The 13,234-nt window shown below is 50.0% G+C and carries 10 protein-coding genes; all 10 read left to right on the top strand.

Annotation, left to right across the window (positions count from 1 at the left end; translation table 11 throughout):
- The first annotated feature begins 2 nt into the window (after positions 1-2).
- The 10 genes from KF749_12315 to KF749_12270 all read left to right on the top strand — a co-directional run bounded on the left by KF749_12315 (position 3) and on the right by KF749_12270 (position 13,224).
- On the top strand, positions 3-1,415 hold the full coding sequence (locus KF749_12315; GenBank protein MBX2991932.1) for a flippase: 1,413 nt from the start codon (positions 3-5) through the stop codon (positions 1,413-1,415).
- Positions 1,416-1,491: 76 nt separating this feature from the next.
- Positions 1,492-2,484 carry a glycosyltransferase family 2 protein gene (locus KF749_12310; GenBank protein MBX2991931.1) on the top strand — a complete coding sequence of 331 codons (993 nt, stop codon included), beginning with the start codon at positions 1,492-1,494 and terminating at the stop codon, positions 2,482-2,484.
- A gap of 4 nt (positions 2,485-2,488) precedes the next feature.
- Positions 2,489-3,547 carry an NAD-dependent epimerase/dehydratase family protein gene (locus KF749_12305; protein MBX2991930.1) on the top strand — a complete coding sequence of 353 codons (1,059 nt, stop codon included), beginning with the start codon at positions 2,489-2,491 and terminating at the stop codon, positions 3,545-3,547.
- Between the two features lie 41 nt (positions 3,548-3,588).
- Positions 3,589-4,851: a glycosyltransferase family 4 protein gene (locus KF749_12300; GenBank protein MBX2991929.1), complete on the top strand. Its 1,263-nt coding sequence runs from the start codon at positions 3,589-3,591 to the stop codon at positions 4,849-4,851.
- A 3-nt stretch (positions 4,852-4,854) separates the two neighbouring features.
- The gene (locus KF749_12295) at positions 4,855-7,338 is read left to right on the top strand and encodes an exopolysaccharide biosynthesis polyprenyl glycosylphosphotransferase (GenBank protein ID MBX2991928.1); all 2,484 of its coding nucleotides are present in this window, start codon (positions 4,855-4,857) and stop codon (positions 7,336-7,338) included.
- Positions 7,339-7,356: 18 nt separating this feature from the next.
- Complete coding sequence (locus KF749_12290) at positions 7,357-8,463, top strand: DegT/DnrJ/EryC1/StrS family aminotransferase (GenBank protein ID MBX2991927.1); 1,107 nt, start codon at positions 7,357-7,359, stop codon at positions 8,461-8,463.
- Entirely contained in the window at positions 8,432-9,196 is a 765-nt protein-coding gene (locus tag KF749_12285) for a polyprenol monophosphomannose synthase (GenBank protein ID MBX2991926.1), read from the top strand. The genes KF749_12290 and KF749_12285 overlap by 32 nt, the downstream gene beginning before the upstream one ends.
- The gene (locus KF749_12280; GenBank protein ID MBX2991925.1) at positions 9,157-11,202 is read left to right on the top strand and encodes a glycosyltransferase; all 2,046 of its coding nucleotides are present in this window, start codon (positions 9,157-9,159) and stop codon (positions 11,200-11,202) included. Before KF749_12285 ends, KF749_12280 begins: the two co-directional genes overlap by 40 nt.
- Positions 11,203-11,211: 9 nt before the next feature.
- Positions 11,212-12,162 (top strand): acetyl-CoA carboxylase carboxyltransferase subunit alpha, encoded by a 951-nt coding sequence (locus KF749_12275; protein ID MBX2991924.1) that lies wholly within the window; start codon positions 11,212-11,214, stop codon positions 12,160-12,162.
- Positions 12,163-12,228: 66 nt separating this feature from the next.
- Positions 12,229-13,224, top strand: a complete 996-nt coding sequence (locus KF749_12270; protein MBX2991923.1) for a class I SAM-dependent methyltransferase — start codon at positions 12,229-12,231, stop codon at positions 13,222-13,224.
- Positions 13,225-13,234 lie beyond the last annotated feature (10 nt).

The raw sequence follows: 13,234 nt of genomic DNA, 5'->3' as shown, positions 1-13,234 counted from the left end.
CGTTGGTTCAGAGGAAGATAGCCAGAAATTTCTTCTCGCTATTTCTGTCAAGCGTTGTCGGCCAAGTATTTACGCTGTGGGGATTTATTCACATCGCTCGCGTGAGCGGTCCTGAGGGCTTCGGGAAATTCTCATTTGCCCAAGTCATTCTTCTGTACTTTCTCCATCTTTCGGAATTTGGTTTACAAACGCATGGTACGCGAGCGGTTGCGCAAGAAAGAGGGCGAGTTGCTGAGCATGTTGCCACCATAACGTTGTTGAGGATTATTCTGGCTGTCGGCTGGTTTCTTGTGCTTTTGATCCTAACGCTTGTGCTTCCAAAGCCAGTTGACGTAAAAACCTTGATCGTTGTCTTTGGAATATCGTTGCTCCCATCTGCCGTCTTGCTTGAGTGGGTATTTCAGGGTGTTGAACGGATGGAGTATGTTGGCGTCGGGAGAGTTCTCAAAGGCGTCGTTTTTGCGGGGTTGGTCTTTGCATTTGTTCGTGAACCCGAACACTTGATCTATTCAGTTGTATCTTACTCTGCGGCAATTGTGGTTGCAGCAGGGACTCTTCTCGTCATCTATTGCGTGAAGTTCAAGCCGTCCTTTGCAAAAACTGATTGGCAGAGCATCAAGCGTACATTTGTTCTTGCTGCTCCATTAGGGGCGGGGTCTATCATCACGCAGATTAACTACAACTTTGGAATGCTCGCACTGGCTTTCTTTGTCTCCGACGAAGAAGTCGGGATCTTCTCGGCTGCTCACAAAGTCATATTGTTTTTATGGGCGTTTGCCGTAGTTGCGGCTTCCAATGCAATTCTGCCTGCTCTTGCCACGGCATACAAGAGGTCAACATCAGAATTTAGCGGTGTGCTGAAAAACCTCTTCCGCGTATTTGTCTTGTTGGCTTTACCTGTCGCAATTGGAGGCGCAGTGCTAGGAGCTCCGATAATGAACTATCTTTATTCATCTGACTTTAGTGAAAGCATTATAGTTTTCCAGATCTCCATCTGGGTCGTGGCAATTGTATTGTATAGGGTGATCTTTGAAAATGCGCTCATTGCATCGCAGAAACGGCGTCGCTATTTCACAGGGTTTATTGTGGCTGGTGGGATAACAATTGTTGGGAATATCGCCCTGATTCCAATACTCGGAATTATTGCTCCATCGATCGTGGGGTTATTGTCTGAGCTCGTTTTGCTTACCTATTTTGCTCTGTCATGCAAGTTCATAAGGTGGTCATATGCACTACAAGTTAGCGTGAGACCGTTGCTAGCCGGAGTGATTATGGGGGTAGCTATCATGTGCCTGAACTTGAATCTGTTTTTGATGTTGATTAGTGGCATTCTGATTTACTTCGCATCACTGCTGGTTCTACGTTGTGTGACGATCGGTGAAATCAGAGGTTTCTTGCTTCCAGCGAAAGCGTAGAATGTCGGCAATGCAGCAGTGTTTGCAGCATGTTTTGTCATGTTCTGTTAGTGCTATGTAAAAAATGAATGCGACCGTGGATCATCCAAGCGTGTATGCCATCGTCTTGAACTATTGCGGAGCTGAGGATACAATTCAGTGCGTGAAGTCTCTGCAAGGTTGCGGATATGCGAATCTGACAATTGTACTAGTAGATAATGCTTCTCCTGACGGAAGTTCCGACATCCTTGCATCAGCCTTTCCAGATATCACATTGATTCGGGAGAAGCATAACACTGGGTATGCGGGCGGGAACAACACCGGTATTCGTTATGCGCTGGGAAAACGGGCCGACTATGTCCTGATACTCAATAACGATGTTGTTGTGGAACACGGCTTCCTTGAGCCGATGTTGGTATTGATGAACCGCGATCAACAAATCGGAGTAGTGAATGCAAAAGTATTCTATACTTCAGAGCCTGATGAAGTGTTTTCGGCCGCAGGCCAATTCAGCCGCATTCTGTGTACCGGCTTAAACAAAAACTTGAACGAAGATGTGTGCAGATCCTCGACGCTCGAGTGCGAGGTTGATTATATCTGTGGCGTCCTTCTTCTGGTGCGCAGTGACGTGTTCCTCTCGGTTGGTTTGCTAGACGACCGATTCTTCATGTACTTCGAGGATATTGAGTTTTCCCGTCGAGTTAAGGTGCGGTATAGTCTTGCGTATACTGCGCGTGCTGTGGCCTATCACAAAAGCGGAGGCGGAAAAGGATGGCGTTCGTACACGGAACTCTATCTATACTACCATACAAGAAACAGGATATGGGTATTTCAACATGAACCTTTGTGGTACAGGATATACGTCGTTCTTTTCACTTTTATGAATTCAGTCGCGAAGGCAGCAATAATTTCACTCAATGTACTGCATGATTGCAGGGGAACCTTCAAGCAGTGGAAAGCGCTGGCCAGGGGTTTCATTGATGGACTGAAAGCTTCGAATCATCCACCAACTGCTATGACAAAACTCTCTTCACAACATACTAGTCAAGTAAACGTACAGCTCTTTAAAAAAGACAAAAATGAAGGCTAAAATCATGAACATCTTAGTAACCGGCAGCAGCGGCTTAATCGGCTCGGAAGCAGTTGAATATTATGATGCACAAGGTCATGCGGTACACGGTATTGACAACAACATGCGGATGGAGTTCTTCGGCCCGCAGGGCGACACAACGTGGAACCTGAACCGGTTGAAATCTGTCACGAAGAACTTCACCCATCACGATATTGATATCCGCGATCGTCAGAGCATTTTGAACTTCTTCAAAGAGAACCCTTTCGATCAGGTTGTGCATTGCGCTGCCCAGCCTTCGCATGACAGGGCGGCCGCTATCCCATTTGATGATTTTGATGTGAATGCGGTTGGCACAGTGAATCTTCTTGAAGCAGCACGGCAATTCTGCCCGGACGCCGTGTTCATCCACGTCAGCACGAACAAAGTGTACGGCGATGCGCCAAATGAATTGCCGCTCGTCGAGAATGAGAAGCGATATGATTATGCCCGCCCCGAAGATTATCACGGCATCGATGAGAATTGCCGGATTGATCGGTGTTTGCATTCGCTTTTTGGCGCATCAAAAACTGCGGGTGATGTCGTCGCTCAGGAATATGGCAGATATTTCGGCATGAAGGTCGGCATCTTTAGAGGCGGATGCTTGACAGGGCCCTCTCATTCCGGTGTTGAGTTGCACGGATTTCTCTCGTATCTCGTTCATGTTGCAGTAGCGGGAAAGCCGTACACCATTTTCGGCTACAAGGGCAAGCAGGTCAGAGATCAAATCCACAGCCACGATGTCATCATGGCATTCGAGGCTTTTGCAAGAAATCCGAAGCCGGGAGAAGTGTACAATCTTGGCGGCGGACGTGAGAACGCTGCCTCCGTCCTTGAGTGTATTGACATGATTGAAGGAATCGCGGGTTACAAAGTCAAATGGACATACCAGGAACGCAACAGGATCGGGGATCATATTTGCTACATGTCAGATTTGCGCAAACTGAAATCTCATTTCCCTGAATGGGGAATAACAAGAAATCTGCGCGACATCACTACAGAAATGATCCGTGCAGAGGAGAAACGACTCAGCGGGCTCAACTGAACCTCTCATGTATATTTGACCAAGGGACACTCTCGACATTAATGGCAAGAATACTTTTTCATTCACTCGTCTTTTCTCCGGATTCAGTATCAACGTCATATCTGATGACCGACCTCGCAAAGCAATTGAAGAGCATCGGTCATGAGGTTACTGTGTTAACGACTTCACCGCATTACAATATTGATCAAGAGGCGGTCAAGCGCCAAAACATGAAGCAAACATGGCTTGGATTGTTGGGACGCAGCAATCTTGACGGAATAGATATTTGGCATGTGAGAATTCCAATGAAGGGGCAACGCGTCTATTCCCGCGTGCTTGACTACATCTATTTCCACAAGATGTCGCTGGTTATCGGGTTCTTCCGGCTGGGGAAGCACGACATTGTTTTTACTCCGTCGCCACCGCTTACGATGGGGCTCGTTGGTTGGCTGCTTGGTTGGAAGATGAAGGCCCCGTACGTGTACAACATTCAGGAAATCTATCCCGACTTTGCAATTAATCAGGGACTCATACGCAATCCATTTCTCGTCAAATTCCTCCGATGGATTGAGTCTGTTGTGTATGCAAAAAGCTCAAGGATTGTTTCAATTTCCCAATGGTTCAATGACATTGTGGCCCGCCGGAACGTCCCGAAGGAAAAACTGCATGTCATTCCGAATTTTGTTGACACGGAACTTTATCACCCGCTGCCTCGTGACAATTCGTTTGCGAGAGAACATAAACTTCTCGACAAGTTCGTCGTCCTCTACGGCGGTAACATTGGGTTAAGCCAGGATTGGGAGGCTCTGCTTCATGCAGCCCGTGAATTGGCCGAATTTCCGGTTGAGTTTGTTCTCGTGGGAGATGGGGCGGTCTCGAAGTGGTTGAGGGCGGAAGTCGAGGCGCGTCAATTGAAGAATATCAGATTTCTTGGCTATCAGCCACGACAGATGATGGCGATGGCAAATGCGAGTTGCGATGTTTGTATGATTCCGATGAAATCAAACACGACAATTGACACATTCCCCTCGAAAATATATACTATCCTTGCTTGCGGAAAGGCCGTGATTGTTCAAGCAGACCCGAATTCGGAGCTTGAATGGCTGATGAAGAAAGTGGATTGCGGATTCGTTGCCGTGCCGGACGACGCCCGATCGTTCACTGAAGCTGTCCGGGAAGCATATGAAAATCGGGACTCATTGCAAGAGAAAGGAATGCGTGGTCTTGAGTTTGTTCGTGCCGAATACTCAAAGGAGGTTGTTGGGAAGCAGTATGACCGACTTGTTCGTGAGCTAACATCGAAATGGGGGGATGATAGAGCTTAGAATATGTTTGCGGTATTCCTAATATCAAGTCTTGCTGCCTTCATTGTCCTCTTGACAACTCCGCGGGTGCGACAGTTGGCGTTGCGGTTTTCCATTGGCGACCACCCCGGCGAACGCAAAATCCACGCGGGGTTCATTCCTCGCCTTGGGGGTGTCGCTATCATTGCCGGCTTCGCTGCCGCGCTCACTTCCGCGTCGCTGCTGAATCCGGAGACGTTTGTAGTTCCTTCAATCTCTTTGCCCGTTCTTGCAATTGCCACGCTGTTTATCGTTGTGCTCGGCGTGTTCGATGACATCTACGGCATCGGATCGCTCGGCAAACTAATCGTGCAGACGGCCGCAAGCGGCCTTGTGGTGTACAGCGGGCTTCAGCTTGAGTACCTTTCGCTTCCGTTCATCGGCCCTGTTCAGTTGGGCATGTGGGGCATTCCGATTACATTCCTCTGGCTCATCGGTGTTACGAATGCGGTAAATCTGCTCGACGGCTTGGATGGCCTTGCCTGCGGTGTTTCCGCAATTGTTGCGGCGACATTCTTTGCCATTGGTGCCTATGAGCAGGATGCGTTCACGATGGTTGTAACAGCAAGCCTGTTCTTTTCATGCCTGGGATTTCTTCGCTACAACTTTCATCCGGCATCGATTTTCATGGGTGATACCGGCAGTTTGTTCCTGGGTTTCGTGCTTGCGTGTATCTCGCTTCGGATTCTTCAGCATCCCTCGCCGGGAATGACGCCCCTTTCACTCCTGATAGTGGTCGTCACGCTCGCCGTTCCTATTGTCGACACGTCTGTCGCCTTCTTCCGGCGCCTCCGCAAGGGCATGCATCCGCTCAAGCCGGACAAAGAACATATCCATCACCGGTTGATGGATCTTGGCCTCACGCACCGGCAGACTGTTGTCACCATCTACGCGCTTTCGATCTTCAACGGCATAGTTGCCTTTCTGCTTGTGCAGATGGAGAGTTTCTACTCGACAATTCTCCTTGTTGTTGTGTTCGGATCGATCTTTTTCGGTGTCCGGAGGTTGGGCTACGTTGAAGAAATGCGCCGCCGCCTGAATGAAACGAAGCCGCCGATTCAGCCTCTGAGCGTTGCCCGATTGATTGACAAAGCGGTTCTCGTTTGCGGGGACATTGCGGCAATCTTTGCCGCATTTGTGTTTTCGTACTGGTTCAGATTTCATTCGGGATTCGTGCCTGTGACGGTCTATGTACCGCTGGAGGCCTACCTCATCAATCCGGTGATGCTTCTGTTTGCTCTGTTTTGGCTCGTCTTGTTTGTGCTGGCAGGATTGTATGAGATTCCATGGGATGTGTCGCGGGTTGATTACGGCTTGCTGATTTTCAAGACTGTTGCGATCGGCACACTGTTTCTTTTCATCGTCACGCTTGACTTCAGCAGCGTGACGGTCGAAGGGCGTATCACAACCTTGATGTACGGCGCTGCAATCGCATTCGTCGTTGTGCTCGTCCGGATGTTCATCGTCGGTTTTGAGAGAAAGCACGAAATTCTTGGATTCAGAAAGCGCAGCACACTTCTCGTCGGCACAACTCCCGTTGCCGCCGAGCTTGTTGAAGAGATTACCGACAGACCCGGATTACGATACAAGCTGATAGGAGTTGTTGACAAGGAGCCGAAGCAGGAACATTTCAAACAGTATCCCATCCTCGGCGACCCTGATGCAATCCCCGAACTGGTCAAGAAATACAACATCGAAGAAGTGCTGATTGCCACCGGATATGATTCACGCGAGGAAATTCTCAATATTATTGCACATTGCAACGGCATGGTTCCCGTTGTGAAACTTGCGCCGGAAAGCATGCAAGTTCTCAGCGGCTTCAAAACCGAGGAGGTGATCGGCCACCCGCTCATCCGGTTGTATCCGACGAACCTGAATACGTGGCAGCGCATCGCGAAGAGGTGGATTGACTTCATCGTCGCCATTTCCGTTCTTATCCCGTTCCTTCCGCTCTGGATTCTGATAGGAATAGCGATCAAGCTTGATTCGCGCGGTCCGATTTTCTTCGCGCAGGAACGTGTTGGAAAGCAGGGGAGGTTATTCAATCTCTACAAATTCCGTTCGATGATCCACGATGCGGAGCGGGACACCGGACCCGTGTGGGCGGCACGCGACGACAAGCGGGTGACGAGAGTAGGCAGGGTTCTCCGCAAACTGCGCCTTGATGAAATTCCCCAATTCATTAATGTGCTGAAGGGAGAAATGAGCCTGGTTGGACCTCGACCCGAGAGGCCATTCTTTGTGGAGCAATTGAAGGCGGAGGTGTCATTCTACACACGCAGACTCCTTGTTCGCCCGGGCATTACCGGCTGGGCACAGGTGAAGCATCGCTACGACGCATCGCTTGACGATGTAAAACAAAAAATTAAGTACGATTTGTATTATCTTGAAAACATGTCTCTCACGCTTGATCTGAAGATCATCCTCAGGACAATCATCGTTGCGCTGAGCGGACGAGGGACGCACTAACTCTGAAAAGGAATGTGCATGAAACTTCACATGGTAGATGTTGTCGGCCAATATCAGAAAATCAAACCCGATGTTGATGCGGCAATTCATAAGATTCTGGATTCAGGCCAGTTTATTCTCGGAAAAGAAGTAGGAGAGTTCGAGTGTCAGATCGCCGGATATCTTGGCGTCAAATATGCCGTCGGGTGTGCGTCGGGCACTGATGCGCTTCAGGTGGCGATGATGGCGCTGGACATCGGCCCCGGAGACGAAGTGATTACGACGCCATTTACGTTTGTTGCGACAACGGAGACCATTGTGCTGCTCGGCGCAAAACCTGTGTATGTTGATATCGACCCGAAGACGTTTAATATCAATCCCTCACAAATCGAATCTGTTATCACGTCGAAGACGAAAGCGATCATCCCCGTGCATTTGTACGGACAATCGGCTGACATGGATCCGATTATGGAGATTGCCCGCAAACATGGGCTGAAGGTGATTGAAGATTCTGCCCAGGCTCTCGGTGCCTCGTACAAAGGCAGGAAGGTCTGCACATTCGGTGATCTGTCGTGCATTAGCTATTTCCCCAGTAAAAATCTCGGCGCATTCGGTGATGCGGGAATGGTTGTCACCAACGATGTCGCCCTCGGCGAGAAGGTGAGAATGATATGCGCGCATGGCTCGAAGGTCCGCTACTACCACGAAGCTCTCGGCGTGAACAGCCGGCTCGACACGCTGCAAGCCGTGATCCTCTCCGTCAAGTTGAACCATCTTGACAACTGGAATGCTGCCCGTCGGGCGGCAGCGGAAACGTACAACGAGCTTTTGAAGGAAACGCCCGTTACAATTCCATTTGTTGCGCCGGACTGTGAGCATATTTTTCATCAATACACACTTCGGGCTCCGAAGAGAAATGAACTTGCAGACTATTTGAAGCAGAAGGGAATCCCACACGCCATCTACTATCCTGTTCCGCTGCATCTGCAAAAAGCCTTTGCCGTTGCCGGAAAACAGAGCGGCGCTTTCCCCGTTACCGAGTACGCGGCGGACGAGGTTCTTTCTCTTCCGATCCACACAGAACTGACTGAAGAACAACTCGTTTATATTACGGATGCAATCAAGGAATTCTACCGAACCCGCTGAGGCACCGCAAACAATCGCGGAGAAGGTTCTCGTTATCATTCCGACATACAACGAGGCCGAGAACATCCCGCGGTTGATTCCTGCCGTGCTTCGTCAGGCACCGAACATCAACATTCTGGTTGTTGACGACGGCTCTCCGGATGGAACGGGCAAATTGGTCAAAGACATGATGACTACCAATCCGCAAGTCAGCATACTTGAGCGGGCCGGGAAGCAAGGATTGGGAACCGCGTATGTGGCGGGATTCAAATATGCAATTCAGAACGGATTCGATTTCGTATTTGAGATGGACGCCGATTTCTCGCACGATCCGAACGATCTCCCCAGATTCCTGGAGAAGATCAAGGACTACGACCTGGTGATTGGTTCACGATACATCAACGGTGTTCGAGTGCTCAACTGGCCCATGAACCGCCTTCTGCTGAGCTATTCGGCAAACGTGTACACCCAAATCATAACCGGCCTTCCGGTTCGTGACGCCACGGGCGGCTTCAAATGCTACAGGGTTTCAGCACTTAAAACGATCGACCTCGACAAAATCAAGTCCAACGGCTACGCATTTCAGATCGAGATCAGCTTCAAAGTGTGGAAGAAAGGCTATCGCCTTGTCGAGATTCCCATCATCTTCCTTGACCGGCGCTCCGGGGTTTCCAAGATGTCGAGAAGCATCGTCTACGAAGCCGTATTCATGCTGTGGAAGTTAAGAATTCGCAGCATCCTCAATCGCTTGTAATCGTCTTTCCTGAAATGGACCTTTCGGTCATCATTGTCAATTATAACGTCCGCCAGTTTCTCGAGAACGCGCTAGCCTCTGTGTATCGTGCGATGGAAGGTGTGGAGGGCGAAGTATTTGTGGTTGACAACGCCTCCGATGACGGGAGTGTGGAGATGGTGAGGGAAAAGTTCCCTGCCGTTCAGCTCATCGAAAACAAAGCAAACGTCGGTTTTGCGAAGGCAAACAATGCGGCATTGAAGAAAGCAAAAGGGCGCTACTTTCTGCTTCTGAATCCCGACACGATTGTCCAGGAGGACACATTCTCGGTGATGACGAAGTTCTTTGACGGGAATCCCGATGCCGGACTTGCCGGATGCAAAATCCTGAACTCCGACGGCTCGTTTCAGCTTCCCTGCCGCCGCAGCTTTCCAACACCGTGGGTTGCATTCACCAAAATCTTCGGACTGAGCGCACTGTTCCCGAAATCCAAACTGTTCGGCAAGTACAATCTCACATACTTGAATGAAGATGAGACCTACGAAGTGGATGCAATCAGCGGCTCATTCATGTTTTTGCGTCGAGAAACGTATGAGAAGGTTGGAGGATTGGATGAGACGTTTTTCATGTACGGAGAGGACTTGGATTGGTGCTACCGAGTCTCGCAATCGGGATACAAAGTGTACTATGTTCACTCGACAAAGATCATCCATTTCAAAGGCGAAAGTACGCGACGAAGCGAGATAGACGAAATCCGGACGTTCTACCAGGCAATGCAGTTGTTTGTCGAGAAGCATCTCAGCAGTTCGGTGTTCGTTGAAGTGTTCCTGACGATCGGCATTGTTGTGCGGGCATCTCTCGCGATGTTCACCAAGGCAAGCCGCCCGTTGTTGATTGCGCTGATGGATTTCGTTCTCATCGATACTGCGCTGATTGCGAGTGAGTATCTGTACTTCGGGTACCTGTTGAAATTCCCGGATTACGCATACCCGATTGTGTGGACGATACCGGCGCTTATAGTAATTCTGTCGATGTATTTTCTCGGCGTGTATACGACCCGCCGCCATTCCGTTGCACGCGCCGCGCTGGCAGTTATTATCGGCTACACCATTGTCTCGGCGACTGTTTTCTTCTTCAAAGATTTTGCATTCAGCCGTGCTGTTGTCCTCATTTCGGGTTTCATCAATCTGCTCGTTGTGCCCGGATGGAGGTTGCTGTTTGAGATGCTAACAGGAAAGCACGGCAGCCCGAGAAAAAGTCTCTTTGGCCGTCCAACGGTAATTGTCGGAACGGGGCCCTCGGCACAGGAACTGCTCAGAAGACTTCGCGCCCTCGTTGTTGAAGGTTACGACGTTGTCGGTTTCATCGCGCTCGATCGGAAGAATTTGGGAGAAAAAATTTCAGGCGTTGAGATCATCGGGAGCATCGACAATGTCGGCAAGGTGATCGCGGAGCGGAGAGTAAGTGAAGTGATTTTCTCAACTGACGGTATCGCGTACACCGACATTCTTTCGGTTATTGCCCGCAGCAACGACCGTAGCGTGAACTTCCGTCTCGTTCCCAACAGTCTCGAATCCATTATCGGCAAAACGCAAATCGATGACCTCGGGACTCTGCCGTTTGTCGAGATCGAATACAACATTCACAGACCCGGCAACAGACTGTCAAAGCGCGTCTTTGACGTTGTCGTGTCAGGTGTCGGACTTCTGCTGCTGTATCCGTTGGTGAGGATCGTACGGGCAAAACGCGGTACATTTGCGCAAAACGTCCGCTTGCTTCCGGATGTGTTTTTGGGTAGAATAAGTCTGGTCGGAAGGCCACCTTCCGATGTGGACGAACCCCTTCCCACCGGCGGCCGCCCGTTGCTGGGGCCCAAGGGTCTTACAGGACTTGTGCAAATCAATCAGCGCGAGGACCTTGGAACCGACGAAATCGAGCGCTACAAATTGTATTACGCTAAGAACCAATCATTGATCTTGGATCTGGAAATCATGGCAAAGTCATTCCTCCTTCGGCTGCAGAAATAGGAGAACGGCATGGCAAAGGTTACTCTCGAATTTGAAAAACCGATTTTCGAGCTCGAACAGAAAATCGAGGAAATGCGCAAGTACGCCGACAATCCCGATATTGCGCAGGAAATCGGAAAGATTGAGAAGCGCGTCAATCATCTCCAGCGAACCATCTTCAGCGGCTTGACCCGTTGGCAAAAAGTGCAGCTTGCCCGACACCCGGAACGACCTTACACGCTCGATTACATCAACCTCATGACGACGGATTTTCTCGAACTCCATGGAGACCGGACGTTCAAAGATGACAAAGCCATTGTCGGGGGATTCGCCAAGCTTGACGGGCACAGTGTGATGATGATCGGGCATCAGAAGGGAAGGGACACAAAATCAAATCTCTACCGCAACTTCGGCATGCCTAATCCGGAGGGCTACCGGAAAGCCCTGCGGCTGATGAAGCTTGCAGAAAAATTCAGGAAACCCGTCATCACCCTGCTCGATACGCCGGGTGCCTTTCCGGGACTTGAGGCCGAGGAGAGGGGGCAGGCGGAGGCTATTGCCCGCAATCTCTATGAGATGTCACATCTTAAAGTGCCGATTGTTATAGTCATCATCGGTGAAGGAGCTTCAGGTGGTGCGTTGGGCATTGGCGTTGGAGATAGAATTCTGATGTTGGAAAATGCCTGGTATTCCGTCATTTCTCCCGAATCGTGCTCAAGCATTTTATGGCGAAGTTGGGACTATAAGGAACAGGCCGCTGAAGCGTTGCAGCTCACTGCGCCGGATTTGAAAAAGCAAGGCATCATTGATGAGATTGTTCCTGAACCACTCGGCGGAGCGCATCGTGATCATGCAAAGGCGGCGGAAATCCTGAAGGGACAACTGCTTGCCGAGTTGAAACATCTTTCGAAAATCAAAATCGAAAAACTCATCGAGAAACGGATCGAGAAATTCTCGAAGATGGGGGAGTATTCGGGATAGGACCGGATTCGCGCATCACTTCGTCATCACACCTGCCGGTACAAAGCACAACGTTCGGCTATCAACGTGTTTAGCAATCTCATCAACCCTCATGATCTCGTCGTTTTGTTCGAGAAGATTCGTGAACGGGGAAACGCCGGCGTGCTCCGGAAGGTATTCCGTTCGGAGAAGAACCGTGTCCGGCACTCGTGGAGCCACACGAACAACGTGCCAGCGCATTGGTGGGATATTCCGGCGGTAGAGCAGCGCTGCAATCTGCTGATTACAGGAGATCGTGACACTGAGCCGTATGTGTATGTCGCGAACAAGTACTTTACAGGTAGAGGCGGACTCAACGCGCTGTCGCTCGGGTGTGGAGGAGGGGGAAGAGAATTAAAGTGGCTGGCTACCGGATCAATTAAGTGCCTTGATGCGTATGATATTTCGCAGGAAAGAATTGCCCACGCTCGTGCTGAAGCGGCGGAAAGCGGATTCGGAGAGTGCGCTCACTTTCATGTTGCCGATGTTTTTGACCTCAACATTGCGCCGGAATCGTACGACGTCGTGTTGCTGGAGAGTTCGTTACACCACTTCAAGCCCGTGCGCCGGATTCTCGAATCGGTGAATCGATGGCTGAAACCGGCGGGCTATGTGATTGTCAACGAGTTTGTCGGGCCGTCACGGTTTCAATGGTCCGATCGTCAGTTGGAGATCGTAAACGGTATTCTGGCGGTGATTCCTGAACGGTATCGGACAACCTTGCCTTCCGGAAATATCAAACGGAAGGTTCATAGGCCCGGACGTCTCAGTATGTATCTCAACGATCCCTCGGAAGCAGCCGAGTCTGCGTTGATTCAACAGCTGCTTCGGGAGATGCTTGAGATTGTGGAATGGAAACCGTACGGGGGAACTCTTCTCCCTCTTGTTTTCAAAAATATTGCCCATCATTTCGTCGAGCAGGATAGAGAGACAGTCAGCATGTTGAAATTCATCTTCGATATAGAAGATGAGCTGTTACGTCGCAACGAAATCGACAGCGACTACATCTATGCCGTGTGTCGGAAACGCCAATCTCGTAAATGAAATGCGAAGC

Source organism: Bacteroidota bacterium, assembly GCA_019637975.1.
Taxonomy (GTDB): Bacteria; Bacteroidota; Ignavibacteria; order UBA10030; family UBA6906; genus CAADGV01.
Note: the sequence above shows the minus strand (reverse complement) of the source record. Positions and strands in the feature narration are given on the sequence as shown.

Coding starts and splice junctions, on each gene's coding strand:
- KF749_12300 (MBX2991929.1), top strand. CDS start 3,589: ATGGCAAGAATACTTTTTCATTCACTCGTCTTTTCTCCGGATTCAGTA.
- KF749_12295 (MBX2991928.1), top strand. CDS start 4,855: ATGTTTGCGGTATTCCTAATATCAAGTCTTGCTGCCTTCATTGTCCTC.
- KF749_12285 (MBX2991926.1), top strand. CDS start 8,432: ATGCAATCAAGGAATTCTACCGAACCCGCTGAGGCACCGCAAACAATC.
- KF749_12275 (MBX2991924.1), top strand. CDS start 11,212: ATGGCAAAGGTTACTCTCGAATTTGAAAAACCGATTTTCGAGCTCGAA.
- KF749_12290 (MBX2991927.1), top strand. CDS start 7,357: ATGAAACTTCACATGGTAGATGTTGTCGGCCAATATCAGAAAATCAAA.
- KF749_12305 (MBX2991930.1), top strand. CDS start 2,489: ATGAACATCTTAGTAACCGGCAGCAGCGGCTTAATCGGCTCGGAAGCA.